At 63.9% G+C, this 20,148-nt stretch carries 19 protein-coding genes and 1 tRNA gene; 8 read left to right on the forward strand and 12 right to left on the reverse strand.

What is annotated here, in order from left to right; genetic code table 11:
* Positions 1 to 56: 56 nt before the first annotated feature.
* From RFM52_RS18390 to RFM52_RS18430, 9 genes are all read right to left on the reverse strand, one after another.
* Positions 57 to 1,172 carry an ABC transporter ATP-binding protein gene (locus tag RFM52_RS18390; protein WP_320293091.1) on the reverse strand — a complete coding sequence of 372 codons (1,116 nt, stop codon included), beginning with the start codon at positions 1,170 to 1,172 and terminating at the stop codon, positions 57 to 59.
* Between the two features lie 23 nt (positions 1,173 to 1,195).
* Complete coding sequence (locus RFM52_RS18395; protein ID WP_320293092.1) at positions 1,196 to 2,140, reverse strand: carbohydrate ABC transporter permease; 945 nt, start codon at positions 2,138 to 2,140, stop codon at positions 1,196 to 1,198.
* Positions 2,137 to 3,096: a carbohydrate ABC transporter permease gene (locus tag RFM52_RS18400; protein ID WP_320293093.1), complete on the reverse strand. Its 960-nt coding sequence runs from the start codon at positions 3,094 to 3,096 to the stop codon at positions 2,137 to 2,139. The genes RFM52_RS18395 and RFM52_RS18400 overlap by 4 nt, the downstream gene beginning before the upstream one ends.
* 126 nt (positions 3,097 to 3,222) lie before the next feature.
* Positions 3,223 to 4,476, reverse strand: a complete 1,254-nt coding sequence (locus RFM52_RS18405; RefSeq protein WP_320293094.1) for an ABC transporter substrate-binding protein — start codon at positions 4,474 to 4,476, stop codon at positions 3,223 to 3,225.
* 58 nt (positions 4,477 to 4,534) lie between these two features.
* Positions 4,535 to 6,046 (reverse strand): aldehyde dehydrogenase family protein, encoded by a 1,512-nt coding sequence (locus RFM52_RS18410; RefSeq protein ID WP_320293095.1) that lies wholly within the window; start codon positions 6,044 to 6,046, stop codon positions 4,535 to 4,537.
* A 10-nt stretch (positions 6,047 to 6,056) separates the two neighbouring features.
* Positions 6,057 to 6,833 carry an enoyl-CoA hydratase/isomerase family protein gene (locus RFM52_RS18415; protein WP_320293096.1) on the reverse strand — a complete coding sequence of 259 codons (777 nt, stop codon included), beginning with the start codon at positions 6,831 to 6,833 and terminating at the stop codon, positions 6,057 to 6,059.
* Positions 6,826 to 8,427: an acyl CoA:acetate/3-ketoacid CoA transferase gene (locus RFM52_RS18420; RefSeq protein ID WP_320293097.1), complete on the reverse strand. Its 1,602-nt coding sequence runs from the start codon at positions 8,425 to 8,427 to the stop codon at positions 6,826 to 6,828. The genes RFM52_RS18415 and RFM52_RS18420 overlap by 8 nt, the downstream gene beginning before the upstream one ends.
* Positions 8,424 to 9,440: a Gfo/Idh/MocA family protein gene (locus tag RFM52_RS18425; protein ID WP_320293098.1), complete on the reverse strand. Its 1,017-nt coding sequence runs from the start codon at positions 9,438 to 9,440 to the stop codon at positions 8,424 to 8,426. The genes RFM52_RS18420 and RFM52_RS18425 overlap by 4 nt, the downstream gene beginning before the upstream one ends.
* Positions 9,437 to 10,480, reverse strand: a complete 1,044-nt coding sequence (locus tag RFM52_RS18430; RefSeq protein WP_320293757.1) for a LacI family DNA-binding transcriptional regulator — start codon at positions 10,478 to 10,480, stop codon at positions 9,437 to 9,439. The genes RFM52_RS18425 and RFM52_RS18430 overlap by 4 nt, the downstream gene beginning before the upstream one ends.
* Before the next feature lie 243 nt (positions 10,481 to 10,723).
* Here RFM52_RS18430 and RFM52_RS18435 point away from each other — a divergent pair, with 243 nt between their 5' ends.
* From RFM52_RS18435 to RFM52_RS18450, 4 genes are all read left to right on the forward strand, one after another.
* A complete protein-coding gene (locus RFM52_RS18435; protein WP_320293099.1) occupies positions 10,724 to 11,878 on the forward strand; it encodes a dihydrodipicolinate synthase family protein in 1,155 nt (384 codons plus the stop codon).
* A gap of 98 nt (positions 11,879 to 11,976) precedes the next feature.
* Positions 11,977 to 12,945, forward strand: coding sequence for a GDP-L-fucose synthase (gene fcl, locus RFM52_RS18440; protein ID WP_320293100.1), 969 nt, complete (start codon positions 11,977 to 11,979; stop codon positions 12,943 to 12,945).
* A 152-nt stretch (positions 12,946 to 13,097) separates the two neighbouring features.
* On the forward strand, positions 13,098 to 13,919 hold the full coding sequence (locus RFM52_RS18445) for an SDR family NAD(P)-dependent oxidoreductase (protein WP_320327869.1): 822 nt from the start codon (positions 13,098 to 13,100) through the stop codon (positions 13,917 to 13,919).
* Positions 13,920 to 13,947: 28 nt separating this feature from the next.
* Positions 13,948 to 14,241, forward strand: coding sequence for a DUF1330 domain-containing protein (locus RFM52_RS18450; RefSeq protein WP_320293102.1), 294 nt, complete (start codon positions 13,948 to 13,950; stop codon positions 14,239 to 14,241).
* Positions 14,242 to 14,302: 61 nt separating this feature from the next.
* On the opposite strand, the gene RFM52_RS18455 is transcribed toward RFM52_RS18450, so the two are convergent.
* Positions 14,303 to 14,377 (reverse strand) — tRNA-Val (locus RFM52_RS18455).
* A gap of 127 nt (positions 14,378 to 14,504) precedes the next feature.
* Complete coding sequence (cpdR, locus tag RFM52_RS18460) at positions 14,505 to 14,867, reverse strand: cell cycle two-component system response regulator CpdR (protein ID WP_006199474.1); 363 nt, start codon at positions 14,865 to 14,867, stop codon at positions 14,505 to 14,507.
* Positions 14,868 to 15,031: 164 nt separating this feature from the next.
* On the opposite strand from cpdR, the gene RFM52_RS18465 reads away from it, so the two are divergent.
* Together RFM52_RS18465 and hisN are read left to right on the forward strand one after the other, a co-directional pair.
* Positions 15,032 to 15,973: an N-formylglutamate amidohydrolase gene (locus tag RFM52_RS18465; protein WP_320293103.1), complete on the forward strand. Its 942-nt coding sequence runs from the start codon at positions 15,032 to 15,034 to the stop codon at positions 15,971 to 15,973.
* A 354-nt stretch (positions 15,974 to 16,327) separates the two neighbouring features.
* Positions 16,328 to 17,101, forward strand: coding sequence for a histidinol-phosphatase (gene hisN, locus RFM52_RS18470; RefSeq protein ID WP_320293104.1), 774 nt, complete (start codon positions 16,328 to 16,330; stop codon positions 17,099 to 17,101).
* A 45-nt stretch (positions 17,102 to 17,146) separates the two neighbouring features.
* Here hisN and RFM52_RS18475 read toward each other — a convergent pair whose 3' ends face one another.
* Positions 17,147 to 18,103 carry an alpha/beta hydrolase gene (locus RFM52_RS18475; RefSeq protein ID WP_320293105.1) on the reverse strand — a complete coding sequence of 319 codons (957 nt, stop codon included), beginning with the start codon at positions 18,101 to 18,103 and terminating at the stop codon, positions 17,147 to 17,149.
* Between the two features lie 517 nt (positions 18,104 to 18,620).
* On the opposite strand from RFM52_RS18475, the gene RFM52_RS18480 reads away from it, so the two are divergent.
* Positions 18,621 to 19,088: an Hsp20 family protein gene (locus RFM52_RS18480; protein WP_320293106.1), complete on the forward strand. Its 468-nt coding sequence runs from the start codon at positions 18,621 to 18,623 to the stop codon at positions 19,086 to 19,088.
* Positions 19,089 to 19,224: 136 nt separating this feature from the next.
* Positions 19,225 to 19,977, forward strand: coding sequence for a sulfite exporter TauE/SafE family protein (locus RFM52_RS18485; RefSeq protein ID WP_320293107.1), 753 nt, complete (start codon positions 19,225 to 19,227; stop codon positions 19,975 to 19,977).
* Positions 19,978 to 20,148: the final 171 nt, after the last annotated feature.

Consider the following 20,148-nt stretch of genomic DNA (forward strand, 5'->3'; position numbering starts at 1 on the left):
TTTATTTTGATGCATGTCGTTGCCCCAAAACTGGAGCCACTTTTGGGCGACATGCATCAGAGGATGCGCTTCTCGGTCGCCGGATCGAAGAACACGGCCTTGCTGAGGTTGAAGGCAAGCGGCGTGCTGGTGTTAGGCTGGATCCTTGCATCGGCGCGCAACCGGGCCACCACGCCCTTGCCGCCCAGATTGGTGACGGCGAAAGTGTCCGACCCCGCCGGCTCGACCACTTCGATGTGGCAGTCGGCTGTGGCGATCTCGGATCCGTTGCGCTCGGCGCCTTCCGGATCGGTCAGCGCTTCGGGGCGGACGCCGAAGATCACCGGCTTGTCCTTGAAGGCGGCAAGGCCGGCCGGGGCGCCGGGCACCGCCAGCGTGATCGGCTGGCGGGCTTCGCGTTCCAGCACCACCGACAGCCCGCTGCCATTGCCGTCGATCCTGGCGGGGATCAGGTTCATCGCCGGCGAGCCCATGAAGTCGGCGACGAAGATGTTGGTCGGGTTGTTGTAGATCTCGGCCGGCGTGCCGAACTGCTGCACCTCGCCGTCGCGCATCACGGCGATCTTGGTCGCCAGCGTCATCGCCTCGATCTGGTCGTGGGTGACATAGACGATCGTCGTGCCGGTGGTCGCGTGCAGGCGCTTGATCTCGATGCGCATGTCGACGCGCAGCTTGGCGTCGAGGTTGGAGAGCGGCTCGTCGAACAGGAAGAGCTTTGGGTCGCGCACCAGCGCCCGGCCCATGGCGACGCGCTGGCGCTGGCCGCCGGAAAGCTGGCTGGGCTTGCGACCGAGGAGGTGACCGATCTGCAGGATCTTGGCCACCTTGTCGATCGCCGCCTGACGCTCGGCGGCAGGCACGCCGCGCATCTCCATGCCGAAGGCGATGTTGCCGGCGACCGTCATGTTCGGATAGAGCGCGTAGCTCTGGAAGACCATGGCGATATCGCGCTTCGAAGGATGCAGATCGTTGATCGCCCGGCCTTCGACGCGGATCTCGCCCTCGGTGATGTTCTCGAGACCGGCAATGGTGTTGAGCAGCGTGGACTTGCCGCAGCCGGACGGGCCGACCAGCACGAGGAAGCCGCCCTTTTCGAGCTCGACATCGATGCCCTTCAGGATCTCGACATTCCCGAAGCGCTTCTTCAGCCCATCAATTTCCAGAAAAGCCATGATCGTTCCTTCAGAAAACAGGGTCAGCCCTTGACCGCGCCAGCCATCAGCCCGCGCACGAAATAACGGCCGGCGACGACATAGACGATCAAGGTGGGGAGCGCGGCAATCATCGCCGCCGCCATGTTGACGTTGTATTCGACGACGCCGGTCGAAGTGTTGACGACGTTGTTCAGCGCCACCGTCATCGGCATCACGTCGCCGGACCCGGCATAGGCGGAGGCGAACAGGAAGTCGTTCCAGATGTTGGTGAACTGGTAGATCACCGTCACCACGATGATCGGCAGCGAATTGGGCAGCATGATGCGCCGAAATATCTGGAAGAAGGAGGCGCCGTCGACCTGTGCCGCCTTGATCAACTCGGTGGGGAAGGCTTCGTAATAGTTGCGGAAGAAGAGTGTGGTGAAGCCAAGGCCGTAGACCACATGGACGAAGACGAGATTGACGGTCGAATTGCCGAGGCCGAAGTTGAAGCCGGTGGCGTTCTGCAGGGTGACACCGAAGCGGCCGAGGCTGCCGAGGATCGTTGCCATCGGCAACAGCACCGACTGGAACGGAATGAAGCAGGCAAACAGCATCATCGCGAAGACCAGCGTGTGGCCGCGGAAGCGCCATTTGGTCAGCACATAACCGTTCAAAGCGCCGAGCAGCGTCGAGATCAGCACCGCCGGCACGACCATCTTGATGGAGTTCCAGAAGTAGCCCTTCATGCCGACGCAAGTCAGGCCCGAGCAAACTTCGCTCCACGCCTTTATCCATGGTGCGAAGGTCGGCGCATGCGGCAGCGACAGCATGTTGCCGTTCTGGATCTCTTCCATGGTCTTGAACGAGGTGACCAGCATGACGAAGAGCGGCATCAGATAGAAGATCGCGAACAGCGCGAGCAGCCCGTAGATCACGATGCGGTTGAACGTTCTGGCGCGGACGCCGCTTGAGGCCTGGCGGGCGGGTGAAGCGACGGCGCTCATCGCGACTTCTCCCTGAGCTCGGAATAGAGATACGGAACGATGATGGCCGTGATGGTCATCAGCATGATCACCGCGCTTGCCGAGCCGACCGCCATTTCGTTGCGCTTGAACGTGAACTCATACATGAAGTTGGAGGGCAGCCAGGCCGAGCCGCCGGGGCCGCCGCTGGTCAGCGCCACCACCAAGTCATAGGACTTGATGGCGAGGTGCGCGAGCACGATGAAGGCCGACAGAAACACGGGCCTGAGCAGCGGAATGACGATGCGGCGGTAGAGCTGGAAGGTGGATGCGCCGTCGATCTGCGCGGCCTTCATGATCTCGCCGTCGATGCCGCGAAGCCCGGCCAAAAACATCGCCATGATGAAGCCGGATGCCTGCCAGACGCCGGCGATGACCACCGTGTAGATGACGAAATCCTTGTTCTTGATCCAGTCGAAGTGGAAGCTCGTCCAGCCCCATTGATGCAGCGTCTGCTCCAGCCCGAGGCCGGGGTCGAGGAACCATTTCCAGGCGACGCCGGTGACGATGAAGGAGAGCGCCATCGGGTAGAGATAGATCGGCCTCAAGACGCCTTCGCCGCGGATCTTCTGGTCGAGCAAGATGGCCAGGAACAGGCCGAGCGCCAGGCAGATGGCGATGTAGAGGAAACCGAAAATGCCCATGTTGGTGATCGAGGTGTACCAGCTCGACGGCGGGTCGCTTTCGAAGGTCCAGCGCCACAGCCGCTGATAGGCCCGGGCGCCGGTGATGTCGTAGGACGGGAAGGTCTTGGAGTTGGTGAAGGACAGATAGATCGTCCACAGGATGAAGCCGTAGACGAAGACGATCGTCGCCGCGAAGCTTGGCGCCAATACGATCTTCGGCAGCAGGTCCTGCAGCCGCGAACGGACCGACGCGCCAGGGCGGGCGTCGTGCTCCGGTGTCAGCTTGATCTGGGTCTCGGCGACTGTGCTCATCGGCTCATCCAGTACCGGTTGGTCGGAAACAGCCCAGCGCGAAATCGCACCAGGGTTTTGTCCCACACCTTTTGTCGACAGGAGACCTCCCCCGCCGAAGCGGGGGAGATTTGGTTCAAGTGAACCTCACTTGGCGTCGTCGATCGCCTTGACCAGTTCGGTCACGGCTTCGTCGGAGGTCTTGATCTGACCATGGACGAATTTCGACACGACATCCTTGTAGGCGTTGGCGACGGCCGGCGGGGCGCCATAGCCCTGGGCCAGCGAGCCGAACAGCGTGCCGCCGTCATTGGCCTTCTTCAGGTCTGCGATGCCCTTCTTGCCGCAGGCGTCGAAGTCGGTGTCAGGCACGTCGGTGCGGGCCGGGACCGAACCCTTCACCACGTTGAAGGCCGACTGGAAGCTCTTCGACAGGGTGGCGGTGGCCAGAGCGATCTGGGCGGCCTTGCGGTCGTCCGGAACGTTGAACATGCCGAACATGTCGGAGTTGTAAATCACCGAGCCGTCGGTGCCCGGGAAGCGGTAGCAAAGGAAGTCGGTGCCCGGGGTCTTCTTGGCGGCGTGGAACTCGCCCTTGGCCCAGTCGCCCATGACCTGAACCAGCGCGTCGCCCTTGATGACCATGGCGGTGGCAAGGTTCCAGTCGCGGCCCGAGAAGTTCGGGTCGACATATTTGACGAGCTTGGCGAGGTTGTCGAACGACTTCTTCATCGTATCGGACTTGAGCGACTCCTCATCGAGATCGTTCATCGCCTTCTTGTAAAATTCCGGCCCGCCGGTCGACAGCACGACGGAGTCGAACATGGTGGCTTCCTGCCAGTTCTGGCCACCCAGAGCGAGCGGGGTGACGCCGGCAGCCTTGGCCTTGTCGAGCAGGGCGATGAAGTCGTCGAAGGTCTTAGGCTCGGTGCCGCCGATCTTGTCCATCACCGCCTTGTTGATCCACAGCCAGTTGACCGAGTGGACGTTGACCGGAGCCGCGACCCACTTGCCATCATAGACGGAGAACTTCTGCAGCGCCGCCGGAACCGACTTGTCCCAGCCTTCCTTCTTGGCGGTCTCGGTCAGGTCGCCCATGACGCCGGCGGCGGCATAGTCGAGCACGGTGTAGCCAAGCATCTGCGATGCGGTCGGATAGTTGCCGGCCGCGACCATAGCCTTCAGCGCGGTCATGGCGGCGTCGCCGCCGCCGCCGGCTACCGGCACGTCCTTCCAGGCATAGCCTTCCTTGGCCAGATCCTGCTTCAGCACGTTCAGAGCAGCCGCTTCGCCGCCCGACGTCCACCAATGCAGCATCTGCACTTCCTTGACGTCCGCGGCATGCGCCGAGAACGCAAAGCTCGTTGCAAGAGCCGTTCCGATAAGCAGTTTGCGCAACATGTACTACCTCCCTTGTTGCATGCACATAACCGGCGGGTGTCCGCCGGGGTCTCCCAACTCAGCCGACCCACCGACCGGTGCGCTGGCCGCGATGAAACTGGATAGTCTTTTCCTCGGTATAATCCTCGACGGCGCGTTTGCCGAGTTCACGTCCCAGACCGGACTGCTTGTAGCCGCCGAAGGGCAGTTCGGGATAACCTTCCATGAACGTATTCACCCAAACCGTCCCCGAACGCACACCGCGCGCCACCGACATGCACGTATCGATGCTGGCGCTCCATACCCCTGCAGACAGACCATAGGGCGTGTTGTTGGCAATGCGCAATGCCTTTTCAATCGTTTCAAAAGTGAGCACGGACAGCACCGGCCCGAACACTTCCTCGCGCGCGATCGCCATATCCTCGGTGACATTGCGGATGATGGTCGGATCGAGATATTGGCCGGCATTGGAGGCAAGCCGGGCGCCGCCGGCGAAAACGCTGCCGCCGTCGGTTTCCGCCGCCGTCACATAGCCGGCTACCTTTTCCATATGGTCGGCCGAGATCATCGCGCCGACCTTGGTGCGATCGTCGAGCGGATCGCCGACGCGGACCTTCCGGGACAGCGCCTTGACCGCGTTGAGGAAGTCGTCGGCGATCGCCTCATGCACGATCAGGCGGCTGCCGGCATTGCAGCATTCGCCGGCGTTGAAGAAGCCGCCGAACACCGCGGCATCCGCCGCCGCCTCGAGGTCGGCGTCGGGAAAGACGATCTGGCCGTTCTTGCCGCCGAGTTCCATCGAGACCTTCTTCAAGGAATCGGAAGCGGCGGCCATGGTCGTCTTGCCAACACGGGTCGAGCCGGTGAAGGAGACCATCTCGACCAGCGGATGGCTGACCATCGGCGCGCCGACATCGGCGCCGAAGCCGGCGAGGATGTTGACGACGCCGGCCGGCAATCCAGCCTCGAGCAGGATTTCGCCGATCACGAAGGTCGAGGCCGACGTCATCTCGCTCGGCTTCACCACCGCCGTGCAGCCGGCGGCGAGCGCGAAAGGCAGTTTCTGGCTGACGATCAGGAAGGGGAAATTCCACGGCGTGATGATCGAGACGACGCCGATCGGCTCGCGGAGCACGACGCCGAGCATATCGTCGCCCAGATTGGCATAGCTTTCGCCATGCAGCGTGCGGGCAAGCGAAGCGGCATAGCGCCAGATGTCCACCGCGCCGCCGATCTCGCCGCGCGCCTGGGCGATCGGCTTGCCGGATTCCAGCACGTCGAGGCGCGCGATCTCTGCCAGCCGGGTCTCGATCAGGTCGGCGGCCTTCAGCAGAACCGCCGCGCGTTCCGACGCCTTCATGCGCGGCCATGGACCGATCTCGAAAGCCTTGTGCGCGGCCTGTACCGCCGCCTCGACGTCCGCAGCGCTCGCCTGGGCATAGCGCGAGACGACAAAACCGTGGCCAGGGCTGGCGCGCTCGATGCTGCGGCCGTCGCGGGCGTCGACATGCTTGCCGTCGATCAAAAGCTTGTAGGCCTTCGGTGCCTGGGACGCCTCGACCGGCATGGAGATGTTGAGCGGTGCGTTCATCGTTTCTTCTCTAGGATCTCGAAAAGGCCGGCTTCTGCTTGGCCTTGAAGGCGCCGACGCCGGCTTTGAGGTCGGCCGTGAGCGCTATGAAGCCGCTGGCCAGCGCCTCGGTCGCGGCGGCGTTTTCCTCGCCCTCGGCAACGCCGATCATCAGCTTGGCGGCTTCGGTCGCCAGCGGCCCGCGTTCGGCGATTTTTTCAGCCCAGGCTTTCGCTTCATCGAAGGCCTTGCCGGTCTCGACGACGCGGTCGACGACGTCGAGAGCAAGCGCGTCTGTCGCCAGGAAAATCTCGCCACCCAGCGCCATGCGTCGCACGATTTGCGCGCCGAAGCGGCGCACCGCGCGCTGGGTGCCGGACCATCCGGGCACGACGCCGATGGAGGTTTCCGGGAAGCCGAGCTTCACCTGGGTTTCGGCGACGCGGAAATCGCAGGCCGCGGCCAGTTCCAGTCCGCCGCCCAAAGCATGACCGGACAGCACGGCGATGGTCGGCTGCCTGAGCCGCGCCAGCCGGTCGAAGACACGGTGGCCGTAGCGCACCCATTGTACCTGGAAGTCGGCGGCGCTTAATTGTGCCCAGGCTTCGACGTCGCCGCCGGCGCAAAAGCCTTTGCCTTCGCCACGGATGAGCACGACGCGCACGCCCTCGGCCAGCTCCGCCTCGTCGAGCGCCGCTTCGAGGGCACGCAGCATCGGAATGTCGAGCGCGTTGAACTTTTCCGGCCGGCGCAATGTGACGACACCGATGGCGCCGTCCTGCTCGAAAGTGACGAGACGCTCAGCCATGCGTGCCTCCGAGCGAAGCGCCGCCATTGAGCGACAGGCCGATCGGCCGGTCCTGGTAGAGCGAGGCGGGCGTGACTTTGAGGTCGTTGGCGACGCCAAGCGGGATCTCGGCCTGCGCCAGCACGTCACGTTCGAGGTCGATGCCCGGCGCCAGTTCCGTGACCATCAGCCCGTCCGGCGTCAGCTTCATCACGCAGCGCTCGGTGACATAGGTGATGTCTTGGCCCTGGGCGACGGCGCGTTTTCCCGAGAAGGAGATGTGCTCGACCTCCTCGACCACCTTCTTGACCTTGCCTTCCTGGTCGATGCGGATGGCACCGTCAGCCAGCGAGAGCTTGGCGCCGGCGTTGAAGAAACCGGAGAAGACGATCTTCTTCGCCCGCGACGTGATGTCGACGAAGCCGCCCGCGCCGGCCGTCACATGCGGCCGCGCCGAAAGCTTCGACACGTTGACCGAGCCATGGCGATCGATCTGCAGGAAGGAGAGCAGCGAGGCGTCGAAGCCGCCGGCCTGGAAGTAGATGAACTGGTGTGGCGAGGGCATGATCGCCTCCGCGTTCGAGGCGCAGCCGAACTTGAAGTCGAGCAACGGCACGCCGCCGACCGCGCCCTGCTCGATCACCCAGGTGACCTTGCCGTGCTGGCCTTCCTCGAGAAGGATGCGCGGCACGTTGGCGGAGATGCCGAAGCCGATGTTGACGGCCATGCCGTCGCGCAATTCCATGGCGACGCGGCGCGCGATGACCTTCTGGACGTTCATCTCCGGCGTGCGGAAGCTCGACAGCGGCCGGAAGATCTCGCCCGAGATCGCCGGGTCATAAGGTGTCTGCGTCGTCTGCAATTGGTCGGGCGCCACCACGATATGGTCGACCAGGACGGCCGGAACGCGCACGTCATGCGGCTTCAGCGTGCCGTTCTCGACGACGCGCTTCACCTGCGCGATGACGATGCCGCCATTGTTGCGGGCCGCCAGCGCCTGCTCCAGGCCGCCGAGATAGGCGCCTTCGTGCTCATAGGTCAGGTTGCCGCGCTCGTCGGCCGTGGTGGCGCGGATGATCGAGATGTTCGGCACGATGGCGCGGAAATAGAGCCATTCCTCGCCGTCGAACTGCTGTACCGAAACGATCGGCTCACTGGCCGCCGCGTTCATGGCACAGCCCTGGTGGCGCGGGTCGGCGAAGGTGTCGAGGCCGACCTTGGTCAGCACGCCCGGCCGTTTTGCGGCGGCCTCGCGATGCATGTCGAACAGGATGCCCGAAGGCACGTTGTAGGCGGCGACCGAATTGTCGCCGATCATCTTCCAGATCTGCGGCGGCTCGGCGGAGGAGGGGCCCGATGGGTAGGAGCCGCAGAGCGTGCGCTTCAACAGACCCGGCTTGGCGAGATGGTCGATGCCCTTGATGCCGTACATGTCGCCGGCGGCGATCGGATGCAGCGTGGTGATCGCCTTCGGATGGCCTTGCGTGTCGAAACGCTCGCCAATCGCGGCAAGCACGGCGTCCGGGCAGCCGAGGCCGCTCGACGACGACACCGAGACGACCATGCCGTCCTTGATCAGGCTGGCGGCATGCGCCGCGGAAACGACCTTGCTCAATTTCCGCTCCCGAGTTTCGGATCGATTGAAACAGTCTTGCCGGTCTTCGCCGACTGCAAAGCCGCCTCGGCAGAGGCCAGCGACCAGATGCCGTCCTCGCCGGTGGCGGAGGGCTGGCCTTTGCCGCGGATCGCGGCATGGAACTGACGCAGCGAACGGGTGTAGAGATCCTCGCGGTCGAAGCTCAATTCTTCTTCCCCGCTCGCGGTGCGCAGCAGCACAGAGCCGACCGGCTTTTGCGTCATCACATCGGTGGCGATCAGCGAGCCTTCCGATCCGTGCACCTCGAAGCCGGTGCCGGCGAATTTCGTCGTGAACCCCTCATGCGACTGCGCAATGACGCCGGACTTGAAGCGCCAGATGCACATGGCGCCGTCCTCCAGCCCGCCGCCGGCCATGCCGGCCGACTGGGTGAAGGCCGAGATCTCGACCGGATCGTCGCCGAGCACGAAGCGCAGCGTGTCGGCATCGTGCACGGTGATATCGAGCACCACGCCGCCGCCGGCTTCCGGCCTGGTGATGCGCCAGCCCTGAAGGTTCTCCGGCAGGAAAACCGAATGGAAGACGCGCGCCGCGACCGGCTTGCCGATGCGGCCGGCGGCAATCGCCTCGCGCATGGCACGGTGGGCGCCGGCATTGCGCAAATGATGATTGGTGCCGAAGACGATGCGGGCCGCTTTCGCCGCGGCGACCATCTTTCTGGCATCGTCGCTGGTCAGCGCCAGCGGCTTCTCGCACAGCACATGCTTGCCGGCCTTGATGGCGGCAAGCCCCTGTTCGAGATGCAATTCGTTGGTTGTGGAGATGTAGACGGCGTCGATATCGGCGCCGAGCAGCGCATCGAGGGTCGAGACGGCGGCCGGAATGCCGTTCTCGTGGGCGTAGGCCTTCGCGCGCTCGGAATTCGAGCTCATCACGGCAGCGACCTCGCCATCGGCCTGCGCGCGGATGGCATCGATCATGAACTGTCTGGCGATCGTGCTGGCGCCGATCAGTCCCCATCGCACGCTCATGCCGCGTCTCCCACTTGGCTGTTGCGGTCCGGTCCGCAGCTTTCCCGCACGACCAGGCTGACGGCGCCGGTATGGTCCTCGGCGCGCGTGGTGCGAGACTGGATCATCTTCAGCATGACATGGGCCGCGCGCTCGCCGAGGCCCGCTGTGTCGACGGCAACGCTGGTCAGCGCCGGACTATAGTGCTCGGCCTCGGTGACGTCGTCGAAGCCGACGACGGCAAAGTCCACTCCCGCCTCCAGATTGCGCCGGCGCAGCGCCAGCATGACGCCGAAGGCGACCGCGTCGTTGAAGCAGAGTGCGGCCGTCGGCGGTTCGGCCGCGGCAAGCGCCGTCTCCAGGCAAGCCATGCCGCCCTTGCGGCTGGTCTCGCCCTCGACGATCAGCCGATCGGAGGCCGAGATGCCAAGCGTCTTGCAGGCTTCGAGGAAACCGCCCAGGCGCTCGTGATAGACGACGAGGTCGGATGAGCCGCCGAAGAAGGCCAGGCGGCGATGGCCCCTGCGGATCAGATGCTCGGTGGCAAGCACCGCGCCGCGATGATTGTCCGGCGCGATCACCGGGATGCGGCTGTCGGGCAGGCGGCGCATGGCAAAGACGATCGGCACGCCGGCCGTCTCGATGCGGCGGAAGGCGCCCGGCGTGGTGCCGCGCGCCGGCGAGACGATGAGGCCAGCCACGCCCTGCTCCATCAGCGACTTCAGCACCTCTTCCTGGCGCACCGGGTTCTCGGCCGTGTTGGCGATGAAGGGCACGATGCCTGCCGCCTGGAAGACGCGTTCCATGCCGACGGCAAGCTCGGCGAAGAACGGGTTGGTGAGATCGTTGATCACCATGCCGATGACATTGGAATGGGCCTTGCGCAGATTGGCGGCGCCGCGGTTGTAGACATAGCCGACATCCTCGATCGCCTTGCGCACCTTGACCGCGGTTTCAGGCCGGATCAGCCCGCTGCCCTGTAGCACGAGCGATACCGTCGATTTGGACACGCCGGCCTCGCGGGCGATGTCCAGGATCGTCGCCTTGGCCCGGCTGGCCATCCTCGTCATGTCCTCCAATTTTCGAGCAACTTTATTGGAACGTTCTAATCATTGATCCAAATCAGAGTCAATCGTGATTCCGGCCGGGATTCGAAAAATTGATTGAAGCGGTTCAAAACTCCAATGAATGCAAGGGTTACTCGATGGAGGCGATATGCTCGGTCGGCCTGAGCGCCTTGGATCATAAAGCTTCTTGATTTATTGGAACGTTCCATTTATAGCGACCGCAACGGGAGAGGTTCCATGGACATCATCTTGCCTGCGGCAAACGGCGACCGGGTCAGCTACCGGCTCGTCGGCAAACCAGTCGAAGCGATCAAGGGCGCGCGTTTTTCGCGCGTCGCCTATGCCGCCGCCCATGTCGTTGCCGACCCCATCGCCATGACCAATCCGTGGTCGCGGCCGGCGGTCGACTGGGACAGGACGATGGCGTTCCGCCACCATCTGTGGCGGCTCGGCTTCCGCATCGCCGAGGCCATGGACACGTCCCAGCGCGGCATGGGTTTCGACTGGGCGAGCGCGAAGGAACTGATCCGGCGTTCGATCGCGGAGGCTAAAACGGTGCCGGGCGCCGACCTCGCATCGGGAGCTGGGACCGATCACCTGACGCCGGCTGCGGCCAAGACGCTCGACGACGTCATCCGCGCCTATGAAGAACAATTCGCCTTCATCGAAGGCGAGGGTGGCAAGGCGATCATGATGGCGAGCCGCGCGCTGGCGGCGGTGGCAAAAGGTCCCGACGATTATGCCCGCGTCTATGACCGGATGCTCTCCCAGGCATCGGGCAAGGTCATCCTGCACTGGCTGGGCGACATGTTCGATCCGGCGCTCAAGGGCTACTGGGGCAGCAACGATTTCGGCGCGGCGCTGGACACGGTCGTGGCCATCATCGAGCGGCACGCCGACAAGGTCGAAGGCATCAAGATATCGCTGCTCGATGCGGAGAAGGAGGTGCTGCTGCGCGACCGACTGCCCGACGGGGTGATGATGTTCACCGGCGACGACTTCAACTACCCCGAGCTGATCGCCGGCGACGGCAGGAAACACTCGCACGCGCTGCTCGGCATCTTCGACGCCATCGCCCCCGTGGCGAACGCCGCACTGGCGAAACTGGCGGAAGGCAACAGGGCGGGCTACGACGCGCTGATGACGCCGACAGTGCCGCTGTCGCGCAAGATCTTCGAGGCGCCGACGGAATACTACAAGGCGGGCATCGTGTTTATGGCCTGGTTGAACGGACATCAGAACCACTTCACCATGGTGGGCGGCATGCAGTCGGCGCGCGGCATATGCCATTACGCGGATGTCTTCCGCCTCTCCGACCAGGCCGGTCTGCTGGCCGACCCCGAGCTGGCCGTCGCCAGGATGAAGACCCTGCTGGCGATGGCCGGCATCTGAGGTCATCCCCCGCGCGGGGGATTTGCGTTCCGCCGGTAAATCGTATTCGCTTGCCGAAAACGGGCGCGGACGAATACGGCAATGGCGGAGGCTGCCGGATGGATCAGACCTTCGATCTCAAGGGAAAGCGCATTTTCGTCGCCGGCCATCGCGGCATGGTCGGCTCGGCGCTGGTGCGCCGCCTGGCGGGCGAGAATTGCGAGATCGTGACGGTGGCGCGAAGCGAGCTCGACCTTCTCGACCAGGCCGGCGTGCGCCGCTGGATGGAGGACCGGCGGCCGGACGCGGTGATCATGGCGGCCGCCAAGGTCGGCGGCATCCTGGCCAACAACAGCTTCCCGGTGGATTTCCTTTACGAAAACCTCGTCGTGCAGACCAACGTCATCGAGGCTGCCTTCCGCAGCGGGGTGCGGAAGCTCCTGTTCCTGGGCTCGTCCTGCATCTACCCAAAGCTCGCGCCGCAGCCGATCCCGGAAGACGCGCTGCTCACCGGCCCGCTCGAACCCACCAACGAATGGTACGCCGTCGCCAAGATAGCCGGCTTGAAACTTTGCCAGGCCTACCGGCGGCAATATGGCGTCAACTACATCTCGGTCATGCCGACCAATCTCTACGGTCCGGGCGACAATTTCGACCTCGACAGCAGCCATGTCGTGCCGGCGCTGATGCGCAAGGCGCATGAGGCGAAGCTCACCGGTCAAAAGACCCTGCAGGTGTGGGGATCGGGCCGTCCGATGCGGGAGTTCCTGCATGTCGACGACGCGGCCGATGCCTTTGTCTGGCTTTTGAAGAATTATTCCGGCGACGGCCACGTCAATGTCGGGAGCGGCGAGGACGTCACCATCGCCGAGCTTGCCGGCGCCGTCGTATCGGTCGTCGGCGCCGGCGCCACGATCGTGTTCGATCCGACGAAGCCGGACGGCACGCCGCGCAAGCTGATGGATGTGTCGCGCCTGTTCGCGACCGGCTGGCGGCCGAAATACGCGCTGCGCGACGGACTGAAGCAGACCTATGCCTGGTTCCTCGAACATGTCGAGAAGGGCGACATCCGTCTTGGCTCGGCATGATCCCCGATCGAAGCTCATAGCGGCGACAAGGGACGACGGTCTGGGCGGCCGCCTTCTGGCCATGGTCAATGCGAAGTCGCTTGCCGACACGCTTGGCTATCGCTTCGGCTTGCTTCTCCGCGGAGCCTCGGCTTTGGTTCTCATCTTGCAAAATGATCGGTCCGAAAAGGACGCGATCCGTCAACGCGACTGTGACTACAGGTGAGCATATGGAAGTTTCCGGCTTGAAGGGGCGGGTGGCGGTCATCACAGCGGCCGGTCAAAACATCGGCAAGGCCGCCGCCCTGGCGTTCGCTCGAGCCGGGGCGCACATCGTCATAACTGGCGGCAGCGACGCGGCCAAGATCGAGGCCGTCGCGGACGAGGCTCGATCCCTCGGTGTCGAGGCGCTGGCATCTATCTGCGACGGCACCGACGAGATCGCCATGAACGCTCTGGTCGAGAGGGCAGCCGCGGAGCTCGGCGGCGTCGACATCGCGGTATCCTGCGTGGGGATAAGACCGCATCAGCGCATCGAGGAGATTACCGTTCAGGACTGGCAGAAAGTGATCAACACCAACCTTGGGTCGGCATTCATCCTAACCCAGGCGGTGCTGCCGCACATGCGCAGAAGGAAGTATGGGCGCCTGCTTTACATGGCCGGCACAGATGCGCTTTTCCCGCTGGCAAACAGGGCGCATGTCGTTGCCGCCAAGCACGGCATGCACGGGCTGGCGAAGGCCGTGGCGCTGGAATGCGGGCCGGACGGTGTGACCGCCAACAGCATTGCCCCCGGATGGCTGGACACCGACAGGAACGCTGCGTGGTACCCCAACCTCGCGGAAACCTACGAGCATGTTAAGGCGACCGTGCCGCTAAGGGCGCTGGGGACAGCCGAGGACGTCGCCAATGCCTGCCTCTATCTCGCATCGGATATGGGCAAGTTCGTCACCGGCCATTTGTTGCACATCAACGGCGGCGAGTTCATGGTGTAGGCCTGCAATCATGAGGGAGCGCTTCAGCGTGAAGGGATACTGGCTCATCGTCGGAACCGAAATCTCGGACCAGGAAGCGCAGGCCGAATATGGCCGGCTTTGGAAGCCGATCGGCGAAAAGTACCAGGCACGCGCCAACACGACGAAGCAACCGCCGTTGCTCGTCGAGGCGCGCGATGCCAAGCGCATGGTCCTGGTGGAATTTCCGTCGCTGGAGATCGCCAAGGCCTGCTATGCCGACCCGGCCTATGAGGAAGCCATGCGCTTCGCGCTCAAGGCGTCGAATCGTGTGCTCGTGATGTTCGAAGGGGATCTCGGGTAGCAGCTTTAAACGGTGCTGCCCGGGGGCGGTGCCAAACCAAGTGGCTGAGTTATTGAAAGGATGGTGGGCGTGACAAGGATTGAACTTGTGACCCCTGCAATGTCAATGCAGTGCTCTCCCGCTGAGCTACACGCCCATCCGACGCCGCGCATACACCACTTTTGATCCGGCGCGTCAATAGCGGGAATGTGGAAAGACGGCTTCCGTTTGTCGCATCGGCGAAGTGCTTGTCGACGCAGGCCTCGATGCACCCTAAGGACGGCTCAGGCCGCCTGCAGCATCTTCTCGACCTCGTTGACGAGATCGCGCAGGTGGAAGGGCTTCGACAGCACCTTGGCGTCCTTGGGTGCCTTGGAATCAGGATTGAGGGCGACCGCGGCAAAGCCGGTGATGAACATCACCTTGAGGTCCGGGTCGATCTCGGTGGCGCGGCGGGCGAGCTCTATGCCGTCCATTTCCGGCATGACAATGTCGGTCAAAAGCAGCGAGAACGGCTCCTCGCGCAGCCGCTCATAGGCGCTGGCGCCATTGTCGAAATCGCTTACCTGGTAGCCGGCGCGTTCCAGCGCCTTGACGAGGAAGCGGCGCATATCGTCATCGTCTTCCGCCAGCAGAATGCGTGCCATCATGTCCCGTCCGAATCACCCGCCCCAAGCCTGCCGCCGGGCAAGGCCGTTAACCATCCTGTATATGAGATGGAGCCGGTAAACATCAAGTGAATGAAGGGCATGCGACATGCGGTTTAGGGCGCGGTTTCGCCGCCTGAAATGCTGGACATGCCGGGCGCAAGGTGGCAGTTTTACGTCATGACGCAGTGCTTCATCCTGGTTCGTACAAATTGAAGACGGCAGCCGAGGATTTTTCGGTCGTTCCACCCTTCGAAATCCGATCGGGCGCCGAACAGCGCGTCCCTTTCCTGTTCAACTCACCGCATAGCGGCCGCCACTATCCGGACCGGTTCCTGGCCATGGCGCGGCTCGACCGCAATGCCATCCGCCGGTCGGAGGACTGCTATGTCGAGGAGCTTTTCGGCGGCGCGGTGCCGCTCGGCGCACCGCTGCTGACGGCGAACTTTCCGCGCGCTTATCTCGACGTCAACCGCGAGCCGTGGGAGCTCGACCCGCGCATGTTCGCGGAGCCGGTGCCGTCCTTCTGCAACATCCGGTCGGCGCGCGTCGCCGGCGGGCTCGGCACGGTGCCGAAGCTGGTCGGCGAGGGGCTCGATATCTATCCGGGGCGGCTGCCGCTGGCCGAGGCAGTGGGACGCATCGAAGCGGTGTACAAGCCCTATCACGAGACGCTGAAGCGGCTCCTGACCAGGACGCATGCCAGGTTCGGCTATGCCGTGCTGATCGACTGCCACTCGATGCCGGCCAGCATACGCGTCGGCGACAATGGCGTGCGGCCCGACTTCATCATCGGCGACCGGTTCGGCATCTCGGCCTCGCCGGCGCTGACCGAAATGGCGATCAGCCTGCTTGTCGGCATGGGCTACACGGTCGCGCACAACAAGCCCTATGCCGGCGGCTTCATCACCGAGCATTACGGCAGACCGGCACGGCATCTGCATGCGCTGCAAATCGAGGTCAATCGCGGGCTTTACATGGACGAGCGGACGTTCCAGAAATCGGCCGGCTTCGACACCTTGGCCCGCGACCTGACCCGTTTTTCAGCCGACCTGATGTCGATGCCCGACCATCATTTCGTCGATTTGCCGCTGGCGGCGGAATGACGGGGCGGTCGGCGCGCCGAGTTCTTTGAAAACGCAATTCCGGACGGAAAACCGCCTCACACTTTTCCTGCAATTGCTCGAAAAAAAGACCGCATCGTTTTCACGACACGGTCGAAGTCTAGGGAGGAAACGCCCAAGGAGGGCATGGACAGGAAAACCTGTCCGATGACAAAATTATTGTGCGCCGCACAAATGTCAATCGACAGCAGGCTTTTTTAATTCAATATGATGTGGAAATTCCGCTTCGGCGGCTCAAATGTGACATTCGGGCAACAGAAGACGGGCGTCTGACCGGTCTTCGGCGCCTGTTCGCAAGAAAGAGCGGCCGGCAAAGGCCGCGATGGGGAGAGCGACTTGGATATCAGCACCGATTTCATGCGGCGCATCGCACATGCCGCCGCCGCCGAAACCTTGCCGCGCTTCCGCAGCCAGGGGGCGGTCGCCAACAAGGAGGCGGGAAGCTTCGATCCGGTAACGGAGGCCGATCGCGAAGCCGAGCGCGCGATCCGGGCGCTGATTTCCGCCGAATATCCCGAGCACGGCATTCTCGGCGAGGAGCATGGCAGCCAGAACCTCGCCAGCCGGCATGTCTGGGTGATCGATCCGATCGACGGCACCCGCGCCTTCATTTCCGGCGTCCCGGTGTGGGGAACGCTGGTCGGGCTGACCGTCGACGGCGAGGCGGTCGCCGGCATGATGTCGCAACCTTTCACCGGCGAGTTGTTCTATGCCAACGCGTCCGGTTCGCACTACGAAGGACCGGGCGGCCCGCGCAGGCTCGCCACCCGCAAGACGACCGACCTTGCGCAAGCGACGCTGTTCACGACCACGCCGGCCCTGTTCAAGGGCGATGCGCGCAAGCGCTACGACCAGTTCGAGACAAAGGTGCAACTCGCCCGCTACGGCACCGACTGCTACGCCTTCGCCATGCTGGCCGCGGGCAGCATCGACATCGTCGCCGATCCTGGCCTGAAGCCCTACGACATCGTTGCGCTGATCCCGATCATCGAGAAGGCCGGCGGCGTCATCACCACTTTCGAAGGCGGACCGGCGGAGAAGGGCGGCGACATAGTGGCGGCGGCGACGCCCGAGCTTCACGCTGCGGCGATGGCGGCGCTGCGCGGCTGATGCGCTCAGCGGCGAGGGCTGGCCGCCGCAGGATTTCGATCGCGATCAGGGAGCGTCGCCGGTGCCGGGAATGAAGGCGTCGAAAGCGGCCAGGAGCTGCTCGCGATAGATGTCCTTCTCCTGCAGGATTTCGTGCTCGGCGCCGTCGATCATCAACAGCGAGCCGACGCGCAGTTTCCTGGCATAGGCTTCCACCGCCCTGGTCGAGACCACCCGGTCGGCGCCGGCGGCGACGATCAGCATCGGCACCTTGACCCTTGCCATGAAGTCCGGATCGCTGACGGCTTCCGCAGCCGCGGCGGCGGCCTTGAGCCAACGGATCGTCGGGCCGCCGAGCGCGAGATGCGGCCAGGCCTCGTAGATGCCGACATTGCGCCGATAGCGCGCGGGATCCGAGGTCACCTTGTTCAGCTCGAAAGGCGGCGGCACTTTCGGCCGCGGGCCGAGCGCGGCATAGAGCCAGCCAAGACCCAGCGCGCAGAAGATCGCGCAGATGCGGCGCACCGTGCTTATCGAAACAGGCAGGTCGGGCACGGCGAGGAAGGGCGTCAGCAGCACCATGCGGCGCACGCGGTTGACCATCGACGGCGAGGCAAGCAGCGCAATCACCGCGCCCGTGGAGTGGGCGAGGATGTAATAGGGGCCGCGGCAGTCAGGCAGCACGATCTCCTCGAAGAACTGCTCGAGGTCGCGCGTATAGTCGCGGAAGCTGCGGACATAGCCGCGCTGGCGGTTGCGCAGCAGGCGGCTGGAATCGCCCTGGCCGCGCCAGTCGAGCACAGCGACGCCGAAGCCGCGGTCGGCGAGATCGCGAATGGTCTCGAAATATTTCTCGATGCATTCGTTGCGGCCGGTCAGCAGAACCACCGTGCCCTGCAGCGGACGGGCGACAGCGGCAAAGACGCCGTAGCGGATCTTCTTGCCGTCACGCGTGGTGAAGAAGCCGCCCGCGGCATTCTGCGGCGCGGGATTGTCCTCGGTCAGATGGAAAAGATCCGTCATTCGGCGCGTCGTTGGTTGACCTTTGCCCGGACGGGCGAGGCGTCGGCCATGGTGATAGACGGCCAGGCGGCAAAAGCAAAGGCGTTGCGAGGATTTACGCAGCCGCCTTGAAATGGGAAGGCCGGAAGTGCCTGCGGCGCACTTCCGGCCTCTGTCGATCCGGGAGGAAGGGACGTTGCACCCGGTTCGGCCTCGTCGCGGCACGGGAAAGGAGGCGCCGCTTGTCTCTTTGTCGTGACGCAATTCCTGGCGTAAACCGCTTCGCGTTTTTCCCGGAACTGCTCGACCTTGGCTGAAGCTTAGCGACGCGTGGCTGAACGGATGCCGAAGCCTGGGTTCATCCGCCGTTCATCAACATGGCGGTTTTGCGCCGGTCAAAAGCCTTGAAATGGCTTTTTGCGCTTCCCAAATGAAGGTTGCGGCCGCTGATGTCGGGGCCGCTGGCCTATCCGGAACGCCTTTCGAGGGTTTCGCACCGGGTCATACGCAAACCATGTTGCTCAAAGGAGAACACCTCATGCGTCACGTTGATTTTTCCCCGCTCTATCGCTCGACCGTCGGCTTCGACCGGCTCTTCACCATGCTCGATTCGCTCGGCCAGCCCGAGACCGCGCAGACCTATCCGCCCTATAACATCGAGCGCACCGGCGAGAACGCCTACCGCATCTCGATGGCCGTTGCCGGCTTCTCGGAAGACGAGATTTCGATCGAAGCCCACCGCAACGTGCTCACCGTCAAGGGCGAGCGCAAGGAAGAGGGCGATGGCGAGGGTTCCGAGCTGCTCTATCGCGGCATCGCCTCGCGCGCTTTCGAGCGCCGCTTCCAGCTCGCCGACCATGTCGAGGTCGAAGGCGCGACGCTGAAGAACGGCCTGCTCTTCGTCGACCTCAAGCGCAACATTCCCGAGGAGCTGAAGCCGCGCAAGATCGCGATCACCCAGTCTTCGGACAAGGCCAAGCAGATCGAGGCCAAAGCCGCCGCGTAATCGGCTGGCTCCACCCTGGACGACGTCTCCCTCCCGAGACGGAAGCGGCGCCGAGAGGCGCCGCTTTTTTATTGTGCCACCGGCAACGAGCATCTCTGGCTCTTTTGAAGCATGTGGCGTCGGACCATGAAGGGCGATGTCCGATTTCTCCCTGCTGCTGACAACCACCGTTGCAATCACTTTCCTGCTCGCTGGGATCGTCAAGGGCGTGACCGGTATGGGCCTGCCGACGCTGGCCATGGGATTGCTCGGCACCATGATGCCGCCGGTGACCGCGGCATCGCTGCTCATCGTGCCCTCCTTCATCACCAATGTCTGGCAGCTTTTCGCCGGCCCGAGTTTTTCCGCCATCCTGCGCCGGCTGTGGCTGATGATGGCAGGCATCCTGATCGGCACCACCGCCGGCTCGCGGCTGCTCGCCAGCGACAATGTCAAATGGACGACCGCCGGCCTCGGCGCGGCATTGATCGTCTATGCCGCCTACAGCCTGCTCGCGCGGCAGCCGACGGTGCCGGCACCTGCCGAGCGCTGGTCGTCGCCGGTCGTGGGGTTCCTCACTGGCCTTGTCACCGGCGGCACCGGCGTCTTCGTGGTGCCCGCCGTCCCCTATATCCAGGCACTGGGCTTGAGCCGGGACGATCTGATCCAGGCGCTCGGTCTTTCCTTCACGGTGTCGACGATCGCCCTGGCGCTGGGCCTTGCCTCGCATGGCGCTTTCGAGGCCGGACATCTGGCGATGTCCTCGCTTGCCGTACTGCCGGCCCTGCTCGGCATGTGGCTGGGGCAGGTGCTGCGCCGGAAAATCAGCCCGGCGACTTTCCGCCGCTGGTTCCTGACTTTTCTCATCTTGCTCGGCGTCGAGTTGTTGCTGCGGCCTTTGCTCGCCTAGTTCCTTGACACGGAAGTTTTGACCGATTGGTTCGTATGCATTGGCAGGTCCCATGCCTTGGCGATTGGCCGAGACGCCTATCGCGGTCGTCATCCACGGACGGAGCAAGGAGCGAAGCGACGCGCGCAGACCCGAGGATCCATGCCGTGACTTGGAAGCGCCGCGGCGGTC

Source organism: Mesorhizobium humile (assembly GCF_033977215.1).
Lineage (GTDB): Bacteria > Pseudomonadota > Alphaproteobacteria > Rhizobiales > Rhizobiaceae > Mesorhizobium > Mesorhizobium humile.

Excerpts from the sequence above, each read along its gene's own strand:
- RFM52_RS18390 (WP_320293091.1), bottom strand. The coding sequence starts at position 1,172 with ATGGCTTTTCTGGAAATTGATGGGCTGAAGAAGCGCTTCGGGAATGTC.
- RFM52_RS18395 (WP_320293092.1), bottom strand. The coding sequence starts at position 2,140 with ATGAGCGCCGTCGCTTCACCCGCCCGCCAGGCCTCAAGCGGCGTCCGC.
- RFM52_RS18400 (WP_320293093.1), bottom strand. The coding sequence starts at position 3,096 with ATGAGCACAGTCGCCGAGACCCAGATCAAGCTGACACCGGAGCACGAC.
- RFM52_RS18405 (WP_320293094.1), bottom strand. The coding sequence starts at position 4,476 with ATGTTGCGCAAACTGCTTATCGGAACGGCTCTTGCAACGAGCTTTGCG.
- RFM52_RS18410 (WP_320293095.1), bottom strand. The coding sequence starts at position 6,046 with ATGAACGCACCGCTCAACATCTCCATGCCGGTCGAGGCGTCCCAGGCA.
- RFM52_RS18415 (WP_320293096.1), bottom strand. The coding sequence starts at position 6,833 with ATGGCTGAGCGTCTCGTCACTTTCGAGCAGGACGGCGCCATCGGTGTC.
- RFM52_RS18425 (WP_320293098.1), bottom strand. The coding sequence starts at position 9,440 with ATGAGCGTGCGATGGGGACTGATCGGCGCCAGCACGATCGCCAGACAG.
- RFM52_RS18430 (WP_320293757.1), bottom strand. The coding sequence starts at position 10,480 with ATGGCCAGCCGGGCCAAGGCGACGATCCTGGACATCGCCCGCGAGGCC.
- RFM52_RS18435 (WP_320293099.1), top strand. The coding sequence starts at position 10,724 with ATGGACATCATCTTGCCTGCGGCAAACGGCGACCGGGTCAGCTACCGG.
- fcl (WP_320293100.1), top strand. The coding sequence starts at position 11,977 with ATGGATCAGACCTTCGATCTCAAGGGAAAGCGCATTTTCGTCGCCGGC.
- RFM52_RS18445 (WP_320327869.1), top strand. The coding sequence starts at position 13,098 with ATGATCGGTCCGAAAAGGACGCGATCCGTCAACGCGACTGTGACTACA.
- cpdR (WP_006199474.1), bottom strand. The coding sequence starts at position 14,867 with ATGGCACGCATTCTGCTGGCGGAAGACGATGACGATATGCGCCGCTTC.
- RFM52_RS18475 (WP_320293105.1), bottom strand. The coding sequence starts at position 18,103 with ATGACGGATCTTTTCCATCTGACCGAGGACAATCCCGCGCCGCAGAAT.
- RFM52_RS18480 (WP_320293106.1), top strand. The coding sequence starts at position 18,621 with ATGCGTCACGTTGATTTTTCCCCGCTCTATCGCTCGACCGTCGGCTTC.
- RFM52_RS18485 (WP_320293107.1), top strand. The coding sequence starts at position 19,225 with ATGTCCGATTTCTCCCTGCTGCTGACAACCACCGTTGCAATCACTTTC.